Here is a 19,933-nt window from a genome sequence, read left to right as displayed (position 1 = left end):
ACTTTATTTTGATACAATATAGACAATACAAGTATGAGTGCGTTCCATGTGAGAATGGGGGAAATTCTGTATGCTCTATGTGTTGGTTGGTCTGATTTTGCTTATTATTCTTATTGTTGCCTATGGCACCTGGATGCGAAAAAGAACATTCGCTGAAATTGATCGTTCAGAAGCACGGAGAGTGGATCTGATCAATCGTCCGGTAGCTAAGGAACTGTCAAAAGTAAAAAAATTGAATATGGCGGGAGATACAGAAACAAAATTTGATAAATGGCATAAGGATTGGGACACGATTGTGACCCAGTCTTTACCGCAAATTGAGGAATCTCTGTTCAAAGCAGAAGAATTCACGGAAAAGTATCGTTTCCATAAGGCTGATCTTCTGATCAAAGAAGCCAATAAAAAAATGGCTACTATTGAAATGCGCATTGAGGAAATCTTGAGTGAACTGAACACAGTCGTGGAGAGCGAAACGAAAAACCGTGAAGATGTGACAGCGATAAAAGAAGTCTTTCATCAAATTAAGAAAGATATCATCACGAAAAGAAGCCAATTCCATCAGACACTTCCCTCACTTGAACAATCAGTGCAAAAAATAGAGGATCAATTAAAGAATTATGGAACAGAAACGGAGAGCGGCAACTACTTAGACGCCCGTCAAATACTTCTGGGTGTGAAGCAATCCGCGGATCAGCTCCAGGATCAGATTAAGGCAGTACCTGAACTGTATAAGGACCTGCATAAGACTATTCCTGATCAGTTTAAAGAGCTCCTTCAGGGTGAACAAGAAATGACAGAACAGGGCTATCAGCTTGAGCACCTACAACTTAAGTCTCAGCTTGAAGAGATGGAGAAACATTGTCAGTTGATGGAAACCGCTGTAAGCAGTTTGGAACTGGACGAAGCGAGAGACGGTCTTAAAGGTGTCCACGATCAACTTGATTGGCTGTATGCGCAATTGGAAAAAGAAGTAGCCAGCCGCAAGCAGTTTCAGGATATGACACCAAAATTTGAAGAGAAGCTTGAGCGTGTCAGCGGAAAAATAGATGAACTGGATAGTGAAACGGCAACCATCCGTGACAGCTATCATATAAGCTCGGAAGATCTGAAAATGCAGCATGATTTAGGAAAAACTTTTCAAAGGTTGGAAAAAGCTTTTACTGAAACCCAGGTTGATGATCATCAAGAACCATTTAGTTCCATTTATGAAAAACTAGAAGCCCTGCAATCGGAGTTGCAGGATATGGAGACCCTTGCTGATGAGTTCAGCGAAAAAATAAAGACACTCCGTAAGGATGAAATGGATGCGCGTGACCAGATTCAGAAATTAAAGCGGCAGCTTTTTGAAACCAAACGAACGATTCAGAAAAGCAATTTACCGGGTGTACCTGGTTCATTTACCGGAGCGCTGCAGCAGGCTGGAGAGCAGCTTAAATCCGTGTATCAAAAGCTTGATGAAAAGCCATTGAATATGTCAAATGTTCAAATGTTGCTGGCACAAGCGGCTGATGATATCAACAATGTTTACCATCAAGCGGAAAAGCTTGTTGAAACCGCAAGTTTTGCTGAAGAAATGATTCAATATGGAAATCGCTATCGGACAGACTATCAGGATATTGATCAGGCGTTAAAAAAAGCTGAGCAATACTTTAGAAATTACGATTATCAGGCCGCGGTCGAGACAGCTGTGCTTGCCATTGAAAAAAAAGAGCCGAAGATTTTAAAACGTGAGGAATTATATCAAGGGCGAGAAGCTTGAGCGGTGACATCGTCATGTACTCGTGTTAAGATTCATCCAAGGTGGGCACTAATGAAATAAAAAGGTTGTTTGCTGATTTGTTCTAGAATTTCAGAAAGGAGATTTATTTTTTTTATGATTTATTTGGATAACAGTGCGACAACAAAACCGTACGCAGAGGTAATGGACACATACCGTACAGTTTCTGAACAATATTTTGCCAATCCATCATCCCTGCACAGCCTTGGCGGAAAAAGTGAAGCGCTTCTGGCCCGTTCGCGTGACCAGGCTGCTTCACTGCTTCATGTCGATCCAAGTGAGATCGTGTTTACTTCGGGTGGAACGGAAGGCAATAATCTGGCAGTAAAAGGCGCGGTGTTCGCCTATAAAAACCGGGGGAAGCATTTGATCACGACTTCTATTGAACATGCTTCCGCCGGGCATGCATTTGAACAGTTGGAAGAACTGGGATTTGAAGTGACCTATCTTCCGGTTGACAGCGAGGGTCGGATCTCCTTTGATCAATTTAAAAAGGCCTACAGGGATGACACGATTCTCGTTTCTGTCATGCATGTGAATAATGAAGTAGGAACAATCCAGCCGATTGCGGAAATTGGCGCGTTTCTCAGTCAAAAACCAAAAACCATTTTTCATGTCGATCATGTTCAGGGCATGGCTAAGGTTCCACTTGAGCTTAAAACAAGCGGGATCGATTTGTGCACGATTTCCGGACACAAGTTTCATGGACCGAAGGGGACAGGCTTATTATATGTTCGCAAAGGTACATTGCTGTCGCCGTTATTTGCAGGGGGCGGTCAGGAACATCAGCTGCGCTCAGGTACTGAAAACTTACCGGGAATATGTGGCATGGTCAAAGCACTGCGCCTGACACTCGAACATGAAAAAGAGGGAATCCGTCATTTGGCGGCCCTTCAGAGCAAACTGTTTGAGGGGCTGAAACAAATTAATGGTGCTTCTGTCCATACACCTGAACAGCTTTCGGCACCACATATTGTTAACGTTTCGCTTCGCGGTATTAAATCAGAAGTACTTGTTCATGCTCTAGAAAAAGATGAGATCTACGTCTCCACAAAATCAGCATGTTCATCAAAGGAAAATGGTGCAAGCGGCATACTGACCGCTATGGGCATCTCACCGGAAGAGGCCGAACAGGCAATACGCATCAGCATGGCTTACGAAACAACAGAAGAAGATATTGATATTTTTCTTGCGACACTTGCCGACAAAGTTGGCCAGTTAAAGATTGTAATGAGGTGAAATGAGTGATCTATGACTATTTAGTGGTACGTTTCGGGGAAATCACCCTGAAGGGAAAAAATAAGAAACAATTTGTCGTTAAACTCGAAGATGATGTCCGCGAGAAACTTCGCGGATTTCCTCAATTGGAAATCAAACGTCATTTTGACGATTTGGAAATAAAATTGAATGGTGAGGATTCTGCGGATGTCCTTGCGGTTATGCAACGCGTGTTTGGTATACAGAACATCTCACCGGCAATTAAGGTTGGCACGGATCTTGAACAAATTCGCGAAGGCGTTTTGCGTGTTGCAAATCAGGAAAACGGAGCCAAGACTTTTAAAATTGCGGCAAGGCGCAAAGATAAGCGTTACCCGATTCATGGAAATGAATTGAATCAGGAACTTGGCGGCGCTGTACTGAATCAATGTGATTGGCTCAAAGTTGATGTGCATCACCCTGATTTGCTGATTCGTGTAGAAGTCGGGTATCATGAAGCACGCATCTATGGACGAGAAGTCAAGGGGGCCGGCGGATTGCCGGTCGGCACAAGCGGCAAAGTCATGCTTTTACTGTCAGGAGGAATTGACAGTCCAGTCGCTGCTTATCTGGTTGCCAGGCGTGGCGCGCTGATCGAAGCTATCCATTTTCAGAGTCCTCCGTACACAAGTGATCGCGCGAAGCAGAAAGTCATTGATTTGTCGAAGAAATTAAGGGGCTTTGGCGGCAAGTTTGTCCTTCATCTTGTGCCTTTTACAAATGCTCAGGTTGCAATCCGTGATGCGGTACCTGAGGATTATCGGATTACGATTATGAGACGACTAATGTTCCGAATTGCTGAGAAGGCTGCACTTCAGCGCGGCGCATTAGCGCTTGCAACCGGCGAAAGCTTAGGTCAGGTTGCAAGCCAGACTCTCGAGAGCATGAATACCATCAATTCGGTGACGAATCTGCCGGTGCTTCGTCCGTTGATTACGATGGACAAGATTGATATCGCACAGATTGCGAAACAAATTGACACTTATGATATCTCAATTCGCCCTTATGAAGACTGTTGTACGATTTTTCTGCCGAAAGCGCCGAGAACACGTCCGGATCGGCTACATGCCGAACGCTTCGAACGTAAGCTGGCTATTAATGAATTGGTTGATGAAGCTGTTCAAGGCATTGAAACAATGGTTATCGATGCCGATACGAATGAAGATGCATTTAGCAGCCTATTATAATGTTCTCGAAAGATGAAGAGTAATTGAAATAATTACCATAACTCCTTGTGCATGCAGAAAATAGACACTGCACATCATAATGGCACAAGGAGGTGAGAAACATGGCTGATAATAATAGTTCAAATCAGATTCTCGTTCCTGGTGCTGAAAAAGCACTTGAACAGATGAAGACGGAAATTGCTTCCGAATTCGGTGTACAGCTTGGTCCTGATACGACTTCGCGCGCCAACGGTTCTGTTGGTGGTGAAATTACGAAGCGTCTCGTTGCGACTGCACAGCAGCAACTTGGTGGGAAATTCTAATCTAAAAACGATCGTTTAAAGGACGGCTGCGGCCGTCCTTTTTACTTGTATGAAATGAAACAAGAACCTATTGACTTATCAGGACTTTTCCACTAAAATACACATTACATACTTTACTATGCTAACGAGATAAAGCGGTTTGGAGATTTCTTTTTCAATGATCTTCATAAATAATAAATTAAAGAGTCAGTTCATAAAGAAGGACCGTTTTAGGTGCCCTTGTTGAACGCTCTGAAAGAGAGAAACTGCGAGAAGGAGACCAGTTATGTCACAGCCATATATGTTTGAAAAGCCTCTTGGGTTGAGGGACACCTTGCCCCAAGCTCAACAGGAAATTTCCCGATTAGAGATGATTTTTCAACGCGAATTACAACGCTGGGGTTATGATTTTATCAAAACACCGGCTTTGGAATATGCAGAGACAATCGGTCGCGCTTCAGCGATCGCCGATCATCGTTTGTTTAAATTTTTGGATGCTGAAGGACACCCTGTTGTTCTGCGTCCCGATATGACGACACCGATTGCACGGATTGCAGCTTCAAGTTTGAGGCAAGCACCGCTGCCCCTGAGACTTGCCTATACCGCTGATCTATATCGGAGCCAGCGTAAGGAGGGCGGACATCCAAGCGAATTTGAACAAACTGGTGCTGAATTAATCGGTGATGCAACGCCGTATGCGGATGTTGAAGTGATTTCGCTGATGATGAGCCTACTAGAGAAAAGTGGATTAGAATCGGTAAGGCTTGCAGTTGGTCATGTCGGGTTCGTGAATGCCTTTTTTTATGATATTGTTAAGGATAAAAACGTTGTCGAAAGGCTTCGCAACCTTCTCTATAATAAAAATGATGTTGGCTTCCATGAATATGTCGCCACTCTTGGCTTGCCTTCAGATGTGGCAAGACAATTAAATACCTTTGTCGATTCGCGAAGAATGAACAATGATGAAACGCTGGAATTCTTGAAAACCGTAGTGTCAGGTTCGGCGACACCGGTTCACTCGTATTATCGAAATATTATAGAGCTGGTTCATTTACTGAAAATGGATCATCTTGAAGGACAGATTGACTTAGATATCACGCTTGTCCCTCATCTTAGCTACTACACCGGATTCGTTTTCCAAGGATTTGGAGGCAATCTCGGTTTTCCAGTTGCGAGCGGTGGACGTTATGATGACTTGCTTGCCAAGTTCAATCGGCCATGTCCGGCGACTGGATTCGGTATTCGTCTTGATCGTTTGATGAGTGCGATAAAAACACCGATCGATCGAAACGCGCAACACAAAAGAGCTGTAATTTATAATCGTGAGAATGCGGGAAAAGCGATGCGATTTGCCGCATCTGAAAGAGAGAAAGGCCACGCGGTTGTGCTTCAACACGCAGACGGAATCGATAATCCTGAAACGTTTGAGCAGCAATTCGAAGCGGTCAATTATTTCTTGGAGAGAACGGAGACATCAGAATGAATAAATCGGTTATAACAATAGCCATGCCTAAAGGACGTATTTTCGGTGACGCCTGCAGGCTTTTAAGAAATGCGGGTTTTCAGCTACCTGAGACCTTTGAGACGACACGAAAATTAATTCTCGACTTGGATTCCGAACCGTTCCGCTTTATCCTGGCTAAACCGGTTGACGTGCCAACTTATGTAGAGTATGGAGCGGCAGATCTGGGTATTGCCGGCAAGGATGTACTTTTGGAAAGCGGAAGAGATGTTTACGAAATGGTTGATCTCGGGATTAGCAAATGCCATATGGCGGTTGCCGGATTGCCTCAGCACCAGAGCCGCAATCCTTTTCTTAAAATCGCTACAAAATATCCGAACATTGCTTCTGATTTTTATCGACGCCGCGGTGAACAGGTTGATCTGATCGCTTTGAACGGATCAATCGAACTCGCACCGATTGTCGGCCTTGCCGATGCAATTGTTGATATTGTTTCAACAGGTCAGACTCTTAAAGAAAACGGGCTTGTTGAATTTGACAGACTGCTTGATATCAGCTCAAGGCTGATTGTGAACCCGGTTAGTTATCGGCTGAAAAAAACATTGATTGATCAGATTGTAGAAAAAATGATCAAGGCGACGGAGGGGACAAAGGTTGGAATGGATTAAAGATGGCAATTTTGATTTTCTAAAGAAAAGAAAAGTTGAAGCCAAAGAAGAGGCCCAAAAATCGGTCGCAGCGATTATTGAAACGGTGAAAGCAAACGGTGACAAAGCACTCAAGGCGTACACGAAACAATTTGACCGCATTGATCTTGAATCAATTCGTGTGACTGAAGCGGACATGAGCGAGGCGGCTGCTCGAGTTCCGGAACCGGTCTTAGCGGCGATCAAGCAATCAGCGCAGAATATCCGCGCTTTTCATGAAAAACAAATACCACAATCATGGACGGAAACGGTTGAACATGGTGTTGTTCTTGGACAGAAAGTGACTCCACTTGATTCGGTTGGTGTCTATGTTCCGGGCGGTACGGCTTGCTACCCGTCATCTGTGCTGATGGGAGCCATCCCGGCGTTAGTGGCTGGAGTGAACCGGGTCGTGCTCGTATCTCCTCCACAAAAAAACGGCTTGATCGCGGATGGCGTGCTTGCTGCAGCACGTGAAATTGGCATAAGAGAAATTTACCAGGTAGGCGGTGCTCAGGCAATTGCTGCATTAGCCTATGGAACAGAAACAATCTTACCGGTTGATAAAATTGCAGGGCCTGGAAATCTCTATGTCATGCTTGCGAAAAAGCATGTCTTCGGAGACGTCGCTATTGACAGCCTTGCTGGACCAAGCGAAATCGCTGTTGTTGCTGATGAAACGGCAAATGCCGCTTGGATTGCAGCCGATTTGCTGTCACAGGCGGAACATGATCGGCTCTCTATGCCGGTACTTGTCACGACTTCGCAAACTTTTGGTGAGCAGGTAGAACAAGAAATTGAAAAACAATTAGCGGATTTGCCGCGTGCCGATATTGCATCTGCTTCAGTGCAGAGTGCGGGAAAAATTGTTCTTGCGGCTAATAGTAATGAGGCTGCGGAGGCAATCAATCAAATAGCTCCTGAACATCTCGAACTTGCAACAAAAGATCCTTATGCGCTTCTTCCTCTAATCAGACACGCAGGCGCTATCTTCCTTGGAAAATACAGTTCGGAACCGGTAGGCGATTATTTTGCCGGACCTAACCACATCATCCCGACAAACGGATCAGCGCGTTATGCAAGCCCGCTTGGCGTAGAAAGCTTTGTTAAACGCTCCAGCATTATCGAATACAGTGATGCAGCGCTGCAGGCTAATGGACAGGCAATCGCCGCATTTGCACGATTCGAAGGGCTTGAAGGCCACGCCCGTGCTGTTGAAAAACGTATGAAAGGTGCGGTGATTCATGGATAAACGAACCGGCTATGTGGAACGCGATACTTTTGAAACTCAAATCAAACTTAAATTTACGATCGATGGCGATGGAGAATCACATCTTGAGACGGGTGTACCGTTTCTGACTCACATGCTGACTCTTTTTACAAAGCACGGCCTTTTCAATCTTGATGTAGAAGCGCATGGAGATACGGACGTGGATGATCACCACACAACAGAAGATATCGCCATTTGCCTGGGCAAAGTGATCCGACAAGCAATTGGCGATAAAAAAGGGATTAATCGCTATGGATATGCTGTTGTACCAATGGACGAAGCTCTTTCTGATGTTGCCATTGACTTAAGCGGACGGCCTTACTTTGTTTTTCATGGTCAGTTTCCTTCTCAAAAAGTAGGAACTTTCGATACAGAGCTGGTTAAAGAATTTCTAGATAAATTGTCAATTGAGGCGCAGATGAATCTTCACGTCAATGTCCGTTACGGAGAAAATACTCATCATATGATTGAGTCGGTATTTAAAGCGCTCGGACGCGCCCTTGACGCGGCGACTGTTGAAAATCCAAGAATTCAAGGGGTTCTGTCGACGAAAGGAATACTGGGATGATCGGAATTGTAGATTATGGCATGGGCAACCTGTACAGCTTGAGCCAAGCGTTGAAAAGACTTGAGCAACCATACTTCATTAGTGATGAGCCAAGTGTGCTTGAAAAAGCGGACGGATTAATTCTTCCAGGAGTGGGAGCGTTCAAGGATGCGATGGGTTTATTGAATGAAAAGCATTTGAACGAATTTCTCAGAAAATTTGCGGAAACAAAGCCTCTGCTCGGTATTTGCCTCGGCATGCAATTGCTGTTTGATGAGAGCGAGGAAGGCAGTCTGACTAAAGGATTAGGCTTAATTCCGGGACGCGTTATTCGCTTTTCGGGTATTTCTGATGATGGTGCTCGTTATAAAGTGCCGCATATGGGATGGAATACATTAGAATTTATCACACCCGAATCCCCATTATTGAAGGGACTGGAACCTGGCTTTGCTTACTTTGTGCATTCCTACTATGCGGATCTCGAAGAGCCGGCAACATTGATTGCGGCAGCAGATTACTATGGACAAGTGCCTGCTGTCGTTGGAAAACAAAATGTCTTCGGTGCTCAGTTTCACCCAGAGAAGAGCGGTTTATTTGGCGAAGCGCTGTTAAAAAACTATTTGCAACTTGTAAAGCAAAATAGTGATTTATTGATCCAAAATCAGCAAAGCGGGAAGGTGGGGAGCTGATGTTCACAGTTTATCCGGCAATTGATTTAATTGACGGCAAGTGCGTTCGTCTTTTTCAAGGTGATTATGATCAATCGACGGTTTATGGCGATGCTCCTGTTGACATTGCCCGCTCCTTCTATGAACAAGGCGCTGAGTGGATTCATGTTGTGGATCTTGATGGTGCGAAGGCGGGTCATCCTGTAAATCAGGAACTGATTGCCAGAATAGCGGCGGAGGTTCCGATCAATATTGAAGTCGGCGGAGGCATCCGTACAATTGAAATTGTCGAAAGTTACCTCAATCAAGGAATCAAGCGGGTCATCCTGGGCAGCTCTGCAATCAGCGATCCGGAATTCTGCCGACTTGCGCTCCAACGTTATCCCGATTCAATCGCGATCGGACTTGATGTGAAGGACGGAAAGGTCGCTGTTCGGGGCTGGCTTGAAGTTTCGGATATGAGCGCAGCGGAACTCGCGAAACAACTGATTATCGAGGGTGCCGAACATTTCATCTATACGGATATTTCCAGAGACGGCGCGCTAAAAGGAGCGAATGTATCTGGAGCAGAACAGCTGGCAGATGAAATCGGTAAGCCCGTTGTCGTATCCGGCGGTGTCACAACATTTGATGAAGTGCAGAAGCTAGTGAATAACAAGCGTGTCAGCGGCGCAATTATCGGCAAAGCACTTTATACCAAGCAAATTTCACTTGGCGATGTCATGAAGGCGGTGAAAAACTAATGCTAGCAAAACGTATTATTCCATGCCTTGATGTTAAAGAAGGGCGCGTAGTTAAGGGAAAGCAATTTGTACAGCTGCGCGATGCTGGTGACCCGGTCGAGCTCGCGATGTATTATAATAGCGAGGGTGCAGATGAACTCGTTTTTCTTGATATTTCAGCTTCTAGCGAAGGCCGAAACACGATGGTTGAGGTTGTCAGAGAAGTGGCAGCCAAGCTGAATATTCCATTTACTGTCGGCGGCGGTATTCAATCTCTTGATAATATAAAAACCTTGCTACGCGCAGGCGCAGATAAAATATCATTGAATAGTTCCGCAATAGCTAACCCAGATCTGATCACAGCCGGAGCGGATTTTTTTGGATGCCAGTGTATCGTGTGTGCGATTGATGCCAAATGGAATCCCGAGACAGGTACATATCAGGTTTATACACATGGCGGACAAAGGGCAACCTCTTGGGATGCCATCGAATGGGCAAAAAGAGCTGTTGCACTTGGCGCCGGTGAAATTCTGCTTACGAGTATGGATCAAGATGGAGAGAAAAGCGGATTCGAATTGAATTTGACGCAGAAAATTAGTGAAGCCGTTGATGTACCGGTCATCGCTTCTGGTGGCGCCGGCAAGGCATCGGATTTCTTAGACGCATTTCAAATGGGTAAAGCGGATGCTGCACTTGCTGCCTCAATTTTCCACTATAAAGAGACATCAGTCGCAAATGTTAAATCGTTTTTAAAACAAAAAGGAGTGGCAATACGATGAATTTGGAATCGTTAAAATTTGATGAAAAAGGTTTAATACCTGCAATCGTTCAAGACGCCCAAAGCAAGGAAATTTTGATGATGGCGTATATGAATAAAGAATCAATTGAAAAATCACTGGAGACAGGTGAGACGTGGTTCTTCAGTCGTTCACGGCAGGAATTGTGGCATAAAGGCGCAACTTCCGGCAATACACAAACGATTGTGGATTGGGCGATTGACTGTGATTCAGATACACTTTTAGTCAAAGTGGATCCTGCCGGACCTGCTTGCCACACGGGCAAATACAGCTGCTTCGTTCCGGAAAAAAGTGATAAGCAGGAGGCAGCGGCGGCAGGAAATGACCGTTATGGCATTCTGGCAGAACTTGAGCATGTTATCGCAAAACGTGAAGCAGAACGTCCGGAAGACACATATACCACATATTTGTTTAATGAAGGCTTAGACAAAATTTTGAAGAAAATTGGCGAGGAAACTTCAGAAGTTATTATTGCAGCCAAAAATCATTCGGTTGCTGAGCTGGAATGGGAAGTCTCAGATGTAATCTATCACACGCTTGTGATGCTGCGTGAACAAAACGTTGGATTTGACCGAGTGCTCAAGGTGCTTGAGAAAAGACACCGTGACAAGAGTGAATTCCAACGCGAAAAAGCAAAGGATGTTGAATAAACGTAACATTCTTACCCGAGAGGATTTATCCTCTCGGGTTTTTTGCATTATATGGGCGAATTTACCTGATACTAAAAAAGTGTGTTCGAAAAGCCCTAAAAAACTTAAGACGATCTTCTGCTAACAGAGAAAAGATCTTTCCTATCCTTTGTCCTCCTTTTCGTACAGATTCTAAATAGAGTAAATTTTGGTTAAAGGAGAATTGGCCGTGCTCCTGTTCATCATCTTGTCGGGATTCATTTTACTATTTATCGTCTTTTTAATTTATTTAATCCTGAGAAGCACGTTGACGTTGCGTATAAAGTGCCTGATTAGCGCACGGCATTTAGAAATTCACGTGACAGTATATTTGTGGAACAAAAAAGTGTGGGCTTATCAATCCGAACCAGAGCAATTAAATAAAAGAAAAGAACCATCAGCGACGAAGGATGACATGAGGGAAGAACGGGATATGCGATCCACTACAGACAACTGGTCTGATCAATCAAGAAAAGCAATCACACTGCTGCGTTCATTGCATGTGTCCGATCATGTCAGGATCAGCGACTTAGCTTGGATTACCACCTGTGGTACGGGTGATGCCTCGGAAACCGCAATTCTTTGCGGGGTCCTTTGGTCCGTGAAAGCATCGGTCATGCCATGGATCGGACCTTTTTGTGATGACAAACCAAGAATCAATGTAGTGCCCTTCTTTCAGAGAAAGTGCTTGAGCTCAAATTTGTCATGCATGTTTCATATCAGAATCGGAGACGCTATAGCTATGATCAAGAAAATCAGAGGCCAATGGAAAGAAGGGTAAGCCTATGGCAGATCATCCAATACAAGGCTTGATGAAAACAGCGCTGGAGAGCTTGCAATCCATGGTGGATGTGGGCACGATTGTTGGAGATCCGATTGAAACAGAAGACGGGCATACAATCATTACGCTGTCCAAAGTGGGTTTTGGTTTTGTTGCCGGCGGAAGTGAATTTAATACGAAGAATGAAAATCCTGATGAAGAGCAAAGTGAAGACACGGAAGCGTATCTGCCATTTGGCGGCGGAACCGGCGGCGGTGTTTCCATCACACCAATCGCATTCTTAATTATCGGGCATGAAGGAGTTAAAACCATTCATCTGGACAACAATACACATCTCTATGAGCGGTTGATTGATCTGGCACCGCAAACCATTGAAAAAATAAAAGATGTTCTTGAAAAAAGCGGTGGATCCGGCAGTTCTCAAAAAAGAAAAAAACGGCGCGGTGAATGGCAGGAAGAAGAGTTTTAATAAAAAATCGGAATGGAGCGTTCATTCCGATTTTTTTTATGCCTAAATTCATCACTATGCGACCACAGCCATTCATTAATCTATAATAGAAACGGAAGGTTTATTCGTTTATTTATCATAAGAAATGAAACGAATCACAGATTTTTACGTATAACACTATAGGGCTTTTCATGTAATTTATCGCTTTTGTGTGACAATTGCTCTGCTTGGTAAATTAAGCTATAGTGATGTAAGGAGTGAGTGGGAAGCATGAAAGTCAATGGAGAACAACAAAAAATAAGACAACCTTATCGTGTTCAGGTATCTGCTTTAAAAAAGTTGGATATTCTGTATCTGACATCTATACATAGCTCTCATATTCACACAATGGATGCTTCCATGAGTGTACGCTCATTTCTAGTAAGCAGGTAATCTTTTCAGCTTAGCTGTATAATATACAATGTAAGCGCTTCATAAGCTTGGGGGAAATCGATTTGCAGACAACAATAGTCAGTGAACTCTTTTCAATTATTGATCAATCCGCTCTTTTCACAAAAAAACAAAATGAGACAGACTATCTGACCGCATTATGTATTGCAGCAGAAGGATTGGTTCAAGACGGGGTTCAAGAAGAAGCATTGAAAGATAAACTAAAACCGCTTTTTGACCGTTTTTATAGTCAAAGGATGACGGCTGAAGATGTAAGGCGTGCGCTGCAACTCGCAGCCTTGAAAGGGATGAAAGCATCCCCACAGCCAAATCATGAACTGACGCCGGACACGTTGGTACTTCTGATGGGACACATGGTGGCAATGCTTGCGGGAAAACAGTCTTTTTCCGTTCTTGATCCAGCGGTTGGCATGGGCAATCTGCTGACCGGAATCATGAATCAGGCAGAAACCGATGATATTCTTGCATTCGGGATAGACGCGGATCCGCTCCTGATTAGGCTGGCAGCAGCAAACGCCAATTTGCAGCAAAAGGATATTCAATTATTTCATCAAGATGGGTTGAAACCAATACTGACAGAGCCTGTTGATTTTGTCGTCTGTGACATTCCTGTCGGCCTATATCCTGATCAGGATTCGGCAAGCACTTATGTACTTAAGGACGTCACTAAAAGTCCGTTGACACATTTTTTATTTGTTGAGCAAGGATTGCGCAAACTGAAAACCGGGGGATATTTGCTTTCACTGGTTCCTAACCATCTGTTTTCAGATGATCAGGGGCATGTTTTTCATGATTTTGTTCAAAAAAATGCCACCATTCTCGCGTTGATCCAGCTCCCCGCATCACTTTTTAAAAAGGCGGATCAGGCGAAAAGCATCTTATTGATGCAGAAGAAGTCCGGAACTTCGACGCTTGCCAAACAGGCGCTTCTCGCGGAAATGCCTGACTTCTCTAATGAAGTGAAGATGCGCAAGTTCATGCAGCAGCTAGATCATTGGTTTTTGCACCGTTCGGTTTAAGAAGACGAGAGGGTGATCGACAATGGCTTTAATTCTCGCGATCAACGCCGGCAGCTCATCGCTGAAGTTTCAGCTTCTTGATATGCCTGCCGAGCATTTGGTTACTAAAGGTTCGGTTGAACGGATTGGTCTGTCGGATTCAATTTTTACGATAAGTGTTAATGGTGAAAAACAACAGGAAGTTTCCTCAATTTCAGATCATGAAGTAGCTGTACGTATCCTGCTTGACAAACTTACGGAACTTAAAATTGTTCGTTCTCTAAAGGAAATCGAAGGCATCGGCCATCGTGTTGTCCATGGTGGAGAAACATTTGCTGATTCCGCGTTAGTGACCGATGATGTCATCAAAAAAATTGAGGACTTATCTGATCTCGCTCCATTACACAACCCGGCGAACTTGGTTGGCATTCGGGCATTTCGGGAAGTGCTGCCGAACGTTCCGGAAGTTGTTGTTTTCGATACGGCTTTTCATCAAAGTATGGGAAACGAGTCTTACCTCTATAGCCTGCCCTATGATTATTACAGGAAATTCGGGATTCGAAAGTATGGTTTTCATGGGACGAGTCATAAATATGTCGCATTCCGTGCGGCTGAATTGCTTGGACGCCCGATTGAACAATTACGCCTGATTTCATGCCATCTTGGCAATGGTGCTAGTATCACTGCTGTACAAGGCGGAAAATCGGTAGACACCTCGATGGGTTTTACACCTCTTGCCGGACTGACAATGGGTACCCGTTCAGGAGACATTGATCCGGCACTCATTCCTTATATCATGGATAAGACCGGGATGAACGCAACGGAAGTTATCAACGTGCTCAATAAGAAAAGCGGGTTGCTTGGTTTATCCGGATTCTCAAGCGACTTGAGAGACATCGAGAAGGAAGCCAGAAGAGGAAATAAACGTGCGAAGCTGGCGATTGAAGTATTTGTTGAGCGCATTCAAAAATATATAGGTTCCTATGCTGCAAAAATGTCGGGTGTGGATGCCATTATTTTTACTGCGGGTATCGGCGAACATAGTTCGATGGTGCGCGCTCGTGTATTAAAAGGACTGCAATTCATGGGCATCGACTGGGATTCAGAACAGAATAAGATTAATGGGAAAGAAGTATATCTTAGTAGGCCAAACTCCCCCATTAAGGTGCTCGTTATTCCAACGAACGAAGAAGTGATGATTGCAAGAGATACAGTACGCTTATCGAGAAGACATCACGTGCTTTTAGATGAAGCAGACGTGAATGCTCGTGCTTCGAACGATTGATATGCGTTACTAACAAATATGAGTTTTGTTGGTTTCATTGCTAAGTACATCAACATCCTTAACAATTTGGCTGTGTTAAAAGACAATGTTGACATGAATTTCTTACATCAACCACTATCTTTGATTCCGAAATCAACTGAGTGTTTTAACATAGCTAAATTCATCTTTTACTTTTATGTGCAAAAAAGAGCGTTTCTCGCAAAGGAGAACGCTCTTTTTATTAGTAATGAATTAATCGATGATTTGCAGTTCTTTTGGATAATGAGTAAGCGAGATTGGTCCGTTATCACTTAAGTAAATGTCATCCTCAATTCGAACGCCGCCAACCTCTGGAACATAGATGCCAGGTTCAACCGTGAATACCATACCGGGTTTGAGTAGCTGGTCATTGTCCGCGCTCATTGAAGGCTGCTCATGTTCGCCAAGTCCGAGACCGTGTCCAAGCCGATGGGTAAAATATTCGCCGTAGCCAGCTTTGGTGATTACATCTCTTGCCACACCATCAAGGTCGCCGATTCTTAAGCCTTCTCTTACCGCCTGAATCGCGGCTAAATTCGCCTGCAATGTTGTTTCGTATATTTTAAACTGCTCATCTGACGCGTGTTTGAAGCAAACCGTCCGGGTGATATCTGAGCAATAGCCGTCAATAACGACCCCAAGATCAAAAAGCACAAAATCGCCTTCGCGGATTTGCCTGTTTCCTGGATAGCCATGCGGTTTCGCTGTGTTTTCTCCTGCAAGAACCATCGTGTCAAACGCCATTTGTGAATAGCCTTGCTTTGCAAGCTCATGTTCGATCTCCGCAATGATGGCTGTTTCGGTTCTGCCTTTTTTGATAGCTTCAATACCCAGCTTGACTGCGTAGTCGGCAATTTCTCCCGCTTTTTTCATCGCCGCAAGTTCAGCAGCATCTTTGACGTTTCGCATCGCCGCAAGGTAATTTTCAATGGTTTGAAAATCAATTCGCTCATCGATGCGCTTAAGTGCTAGTGCCTTGTTATAGGGAAGCGTACTCGGTTCAATAAAAACTTTATTGAAATCAGCTTTGCGTGCTTCTATTGCTTTTTTGACGAAATCCCAAGGGTCCTGGTCGTCACGATAGCCAAGCACTTCATGGCCAAATTCGGACGCTCGCGCCTGTCCAGCTTCGAGTTCAGGACAGATTAGAAATGGTTCATCCTCAGGAAAAAGAAATAATCCGAGAAAGCGTTCATGCGGATCACATCTAAAATGAGTGAGATAGAAAACATTCGTCGGATCAGCGATGTACGCGAACCGCCCTTCTTGTTCTCTCAACCATTCTTCAATTTGCTTCATTTTCTCTGACAATTAGGGTCACTCCAGTATGATTCATAATACTTCTAATGTATCACAATCTGGATAAGAAGGGGTTGATTACAAAGGATTTTAATGAATTTTCAGGGTAAGATGTTTTCTCTTAGCTTGATACTTTCAGTTTCATGCGAAATGGGCTAACCGTAGTGTATAATAAATCATAACTTATTGGTTTAGCCATGGTGGGCTGATTTTAGGCATATTAAAAAGAATTGTGTATTATTCAATTGTTGTAAAAACGCGAACAAACATTCTATAATAAGGAGCATAAGAGAACATGCATATTACGTATATCGGACATTCAACCGTACTGATTCAAACCGCGAAGGGAAATCTTTTGATTGATCCTTTTATTAGTGGAAATCATCAGGTTACCGTATCGATTAAAGACTTGCCTAAAATTGACGCGATTCTTCTGACGCATGGGCATGGCGATCATATTGAAGACACGCTGCCGATCGCTGAACGCGACGGATCTTTGGTTGTCGCTGTGGCAGAGCTCGCCACTTATTTTGGATGGAAAGGATTAAAGACACATGGCATGTCGATTGGCGGCGCCTATCAGTTCCATTTTGGAAAAGTGAAATTGACGCAAGCCTTTCACGGATCGAGCATTTCGGATTCGGCACGCCATGAAATTACCTATACTGGAATGCCCGCCGGCCTTTTGCTCTATATCGAAGGAAAGACGATCTATCATGCGGGGGACACGGCACTTTTTTCAGACATGCAGCTGATTGGAGATCAAAACACGATTGATCTGGCATTTTTGCCAATTGGCGACAATTTTACAATGGGTCCGGAAGATGCATTGCTTGCGGCAAAATGGATCAAGGCTAAGACCGTTGTTCCGATTCACTACAATACCTTCCCGGTGATCAAACAGGACCCTAGCAAATTCGTGGACCAGCTAAATGGACATGGACTTGTCTTGTCACCTGGTCAATCAATAGACCTATAAAGGCTGTTTGGAGCGATTGAGATGGAAACAAAGCATGATCAAATTTTAAATTACATCGCTGATCTTGAGATTGGCAGCAAGATATCGGTTCGTCAGACCGCTAAAGTACTTCAAGTGAGCGAAGGGACGGCATACCGTGCGATTAAAGATGCCGAAATCCAAGGACTGGTGAGTACTGTTGAACGTGTAGGGACAATCCGAATCGAACAGAAAAATCAGGAAAGTATCGAAAAGCTGACATTCGAAACTGTTGTGAACATTGTGGACGGACAAGTCCTTGGAGGCAAAGCCGGACTTTCACGACTCCTGAATCATTTTGTTATCGGTGCGATGGAAATGGATGCCATGAAAAGGTATATCGGTGCTAATGATCTAATGATTGTCGGTAATCGTGAATCCGTTCACGAATACGCACTTAGAGAAGGGTCGGCTGTTCTGATCACCGGCGGATTCAATACGAGCGAGCGGGTGAAACGGCTTGCGGATCAGACACAATTGCCGGTCATTTCAACTACTTATGACACTTTTACCGTAGCAGCTAAGATCAATCGCGCAATCTATGATCAGCTGATCAAAAAAGAAATTGTTCATGTCTCTGATATTCTGATCCCATTCTCTGAAACACAGTTTGTATTCAACTATGACTCTCCAAAACGCTGGTATGAGCTGAATCGGCAAACAGCGCACAGCCGTTTTCCGGTGGTTGATCAACAAATGAAAGTTGTTGGTATCGTGGCGATGAAGGACATTATGAAAGAGCAGAAGGCACAGACGATCGAGGAGGTTATGACTTCGCGGCCGATGGTCGTCAGTCCGACGACATCTGTAGCATCAGCGGCTCATCGAATGATTTGGGAAGGCATTGAAGGATTGCCGGTTGTTGATGAGAAGCACCATTTACTTGGCATGATTACGCGCCGAGATGTACTAAAGGCGCTCCAGATGATTCAACAGCAGCCTCAGATGGGCGAAACCATTGAGGACATTGTTTCGTCACAACTTAAAGATTATTCGGAAGATAATCATTATGTTTTCCGATTCAGTGTCACACCGCAAATGAGTGATTACCTTGGCTCTGTATCTCATGGTGTCATGACGTCAATGATTACAACTGTATGCAGACGTGTTTTAAATCACTTGCGGCGAGGCGACTTGGTCGTTGATAATCTTTCTTTTTATTTTTTTAAACCGGTTCAACTTGAACAAACTGTTACTGTGCAGCCAAAGATATTGGAAATGACGAGACGAAACGGGAAAATGGATATCGAGCTTTTTGTAGATGGCCAACTTTGCGGAAAAGCGCTATTAAACGCTCAGTTCATTGATCGCTATTAAAATCTAAAGCAATCCGTCATGGTAAAACATTGTTTGACGCTGACGACTTTTTGAGGAGGCTCTTCATTGATCAATCAACTATTGGATTTAATACAGCAATACGATACCATTATCATTCACAGGCATGTCCGTCCAGATCCGGACGCGATCGGATCCCAGGGGGGGCTCGCTTATCTTATTCGTGATAATTTTCCTGGGAAAAAAGTGTACATCGTTGGAGAAGAGTCGGATTCCTTAAGGTTTCTCATACCCATGGATCAAATCGAAGATGACTTATACAAAGATGCGCTTGTGATTGTTTGCGATACGGCAAATCGGGAGCGGGTCTCCGATGATCGATTTGCAAGCGGTGCACGCATGATTAAAATCGATCATCATCCACTGGTTGATTCTTATGGTGATCCACAATGGGTAAATACACAGTCCAGCTCGACGAGTGAAATGATTGCCTCGATTTATCAAAGTCATCCTGAACTGACTCTATCACAGGAAGCCGCACGTCTGCTGTTCGCCGGTATTGTCGGTGACACTGGCAGATTCCAATTCAGCAATGTGACCTCAGATACATTCCTTGCAGCAGCGGCACTTATCAGACAGCCTTTTGACCGTCAATCCTTTTTTGACCAGCTTTATAAACGCAGTTTGAATCAGGCTCGCTTAAATGGTTATGTGCTTGAGCATTTCACACTGACCGAAGAGGGCGTCGGTTATATGAAACTTTCTGAAGAGATCATTCGTTCATATAAGTTGAACACATCCGATGCGTCCGCGCTCGTGAATTGTTTTGCAAATGTCGAGCATCTCAAAGCATGGGTTTTGTTTTCAGAAGAGGGTACAGTCATTCGTGCCAGACTTCGTTCAAAAGGACCGGCGATCAATGAATTAGCTGCTGTGTATCATGGTGGCGGCCATCCGTTAGCCTCTGGAGCTACGGTAGGAAGCTGGGAAGAGGCGGATCGCCTGATCGCAGATTTGCGTGAACTTTGTAAACAGTGAGTGAAGTATTTGTGAAAGGGGA

20 protein-coding genes are annotated in these 19,933 nt (G+C 44.2%); 19 read left to right on the top strand and 1 reads right to left on the bottom strand.

The window, feature by feature from the left end; all coding sequences use genetic code 11:
* Positions 1 to 70 precede the first annotated feature (70 nt).
* The 16 genes from ezrA (at position 71) to P343_RS21300 (ending at position 15,284) form a co-directional block, all read left to right on the top strand.
* A complete protein-coding gene (gene ezrA, locus P343_RS21375) occupies positions 71 to 1,759 on the top strand; it encodes a septation ring formation regulator EzrA (RefSeq protein ID WP_023508747.1) in 1,689 nt (562 codons plus the stop codon).
* Between the two features lie 114 nt (positions 1,760 to 1,873).
* A complete protein-coding gene (locus P343_RS21370; protein ID WP_023508746.1) occupies positions 1,874 to 3,016 on the top strand; it encodes a cysteine desulfurase family protein in 1,143 nt (380 codons plus the stop codon).
* 5 nt (positions 3,017 to 3,021) lie between these two features.
* Entirely contained in the window at positions 3,022 to 4,221 is a 1,200-nt protein-coding gene (thiI, locus tag P343_RS21365; RefSeq protein WP_023508745.1) for a tRNA uracil 4-sulfurtransferase ThiI, read from the top strand.
* 101 nt (positions 4,222 to 4,322) lie between these two features.
* Positions 4,323 to 4,523 carry an alpha/beta-type small acid-soluble spore protein gene (locus P343_RS21360; RefSeq protein WP_023508744.1) on the top strand — a complete coding sequence of 67 codons (201 nt, stop codon included), beginning with the start codon at positions 4,323 to 4,325 and terminating at the stop codon, positions 4,521 to 4,523.
* Between the two features lie 265 nt (positions 4,524 to 4,788).
* Complete coding sequence (locus tag P343_RS21355) at positions 4,789 to 5,985, top strand: ATP phosphoribosyltransferase regulatory subunit (protein ID WP_023508743.1); 1,197 nt, start codon at positions 4,789 to 4,791, stop codon at positions 5,983 to 5,985.
* Positions 5,982 to 6,632 (top strand): ATP phosphoribosyltransferase, encoded by a 651-nt coding sequence (hisG, locus tag P343_RS21350; RefSeq protein ID WP_023508742.1) that lies wholly within the window; start codon positions 5,982 to 5,984, stop codon positions 6,630 to 6,632. The genes P343_RS21355 and hisG overlap by 4 nt, the downstream gene beginning before the upstream one ends.
* Positions 6,619 to 7,902, top strand: coding sequence for a histidinol dehydrogenase (hisD, locus tag P343_RS21345; RefSeq protein ID WP_023508741.1), 1,284 nt, complete (start codon positions 6,619 to 6,621; stop codon positions 7,900 to 7,902). Before hisG ends, hisD begins: the two co-directional genes overlap by 14 nt.
* Positions 7,895 to 8,488 carry an imidazoleglycerol-phosphate dehydratase HisB gene (gene hisB / locus P343_RS21340; protein ID WP_023508740.1) on the top strand — a complete coding sequence of 198 codons (594 nt, stop codon included), beginning with the start codon at positions 7,895 to 7,897 and terminating at the stop codon, positions 8,486 to 8,488. The genes hisD and hisB overlap by 8 nt, the downstream gene beginning before the upstream one ends.
* The gene (hisH, locus tag P343_RS21335) at positions 8,485 to 9,156 is read left to right on the top strand and encodes an imidazole glycerol phosphate synthase subunit HisH (protein WP_023508739.1); all 672 of its coding nucleotides are present in this window, start codon (positions 8,485 to 8,487) and stop codon (positions 9,154 to 9,156) included. The genes hisB and hisH overlap by 4 nt, the downstream gene beginning before the upstream one ends.
* Positions 9,156 to 9,878: a 1-(5-phosphoribosyl)-5-[(5-phosphoribosylamino)methylideneamino]imidazole-4-carboxamide isomerase gene (hisA, locus tag P343_RS21330; protein ID WP_023508738.1), complete on the top strand. Its 723-nt coding sequence runs from the start codon at positions 9,156 to 9,158 to the stop codon at positions 9,876 to 9,878. The genes hisH and hisA overlap by 1 nt, the downstream gene beginning before the upstream one ends.
* Entirely contained in the window at positions 9,878 to 10,636 is a 759-nt protein-coding gene (gene hisF, locus P343_RS21325; RefSeq protein ID WP_023508737.1) for an imidazole glycerol phosphate synthase subunit HisF, read from the top strand. The genes hisA and hisF overlap by 1 nt, the downstream gene beginning before the upstream one ends.
* Positions 10,633 to 11,304 carry a bifunctional phosphoribosyl-AMP cyclohydrolase/phosphoribosyl-ATP diphosphatase HisIE gene (hisIE, locus tag P343_RS21320; RefSeq protein ID WP_023508736.1) on the top strand — a complete coding sequence of 224 codons (672 nt, stop codon included), beginning with the start codon at positions 10,633 to 10,635 and terminating at the stop codon, positions 11,302 to 11,304. Before hisF ends, hisIE begins: the two co-directional genes overlap by 4 nt.
* 208 nt (positions 11,305 to 11,512) lie before the next feature.
* Positions 11,513 to 12,103, top strand: coding sequence for a DUF2953 domain-containing protein (locus P343_RS36290; RefSeq protein ID WP_023508735.1), 591 nt, complete (start codon positions 11,513 to 11,515; stop codon positions 12,101 to 12,103).
* A 4-nt stretch (positions 12,104 to 12,107) separates the two neighbouring features.
* Entirely contained in the window at positions 12,108 to 12,572 is a 465-nt protein-coding gene (gene ytfJ, locus P343_RS21310; protein ID WP_023508734.1) for a GerW family sporulation protein, read from the top strand.
* Positions 12,573 to 13,045: 473 nt separating this feature from the next.
* Complete coding sequence (locus P343_RS21305) at positions 13,046 to 14,020, top strand: class I SAM-dependent methyltransferase (RefSeq protein ID WP_023508733.1); 975 nt, start codon at positions 13,046 to 13,048, stop codon at positions 14,018 to 14,020.
* Positions 14,021 to 14,042: 22 nt separating this feature from the next.
* Positions 14,043 to 15,284 (top strand): acetate kinase, encoded by a 1,242-nt coding sequence (locus P343_RS21300; protein WP_023508732.1) that lies wholly within the window; start codon positions 14,043 to 14,045, stop codon positions 15,282 to 15,284.
* A gap of 231 nt (positions 15,285 to 15,515) precedes the next feature.
* On the opposite strand, the gene P343_RS21295 is transcribed toward P343_RS21300, so the two are convergent.
* Positions 15,516 to 16,613: a M24 family metallopeptidase gene (locus tag P343_RS21295; RefSeq protein WP_023508731.1), complete on the bottom strand. Its 1,098-nt coding sequence runs from the start codon at positions 16,611 to 16,613 to the stop codon at positions 15,516 to 15,518.
* 283 nt (positions 16,614 to 16,896) lie between these two features.
* On the opposite strand from P343_RS21295, the gene P343_RS21290 reads away from it, so the two are divergent.
* The 3 genes from P343_RS21290 (at position 16,897) to P343_RS21280 (ending at position 19,911) form a co-directional block, all read left to right on the top strand.
* Positions 16,897 to 17,580 carry a metal-dependent hydrolase gene (locus P343_RS21290; RefSeq protein WP_023508730.1) on the top strand — a complete coding sequence of 228 codons (684 nt, stop codon included), beginning with the start codon at positions 16,897 to 16,899 and terminating at the stop codon, positions 17,578 to 17,580.
* A 21-nt stretch (positions 17,581 to 17,601) separates the two neighbouring features.
* Complete coding sequence (locus P343_RS21285; protein ID WP_023508729.1) at positions 17,602 to 18,915, top strand: DRTGG domain-containing protein; 1,314 nt, start codon at positions 17,602 to 17,604, stop codon at positions 18,913 to 18,915.
* Between the two features lie 66 nt (positions 18,916 to 18,981).
* A complete protein-coding gene (locus P343_RS21280) occupies positions 18,982 to 19,911 on the top strand; it encodes a DHH family phosphoesterase (RefSeq protein WP_023508728.1) in 930 nt (309 codons plus the stop codon).
* Positions 19,912 to 19,933 lie beyond the last annotated feature (22 nt).

The sequence above is a fragment of the Sporolactobacillus laevolacticus DSM 442 genome, assembly GCF_000497245.1.
Lineage (GTDB): Bacteria > Bacillota > Bacilli > Bacillales > Sporolactobacillaceae > Sporolactobacillus > Sporolactobacillus laevolacticus.
This window is presented reverse-complemented; position numbering and strand designations above follow the sequence as displayed.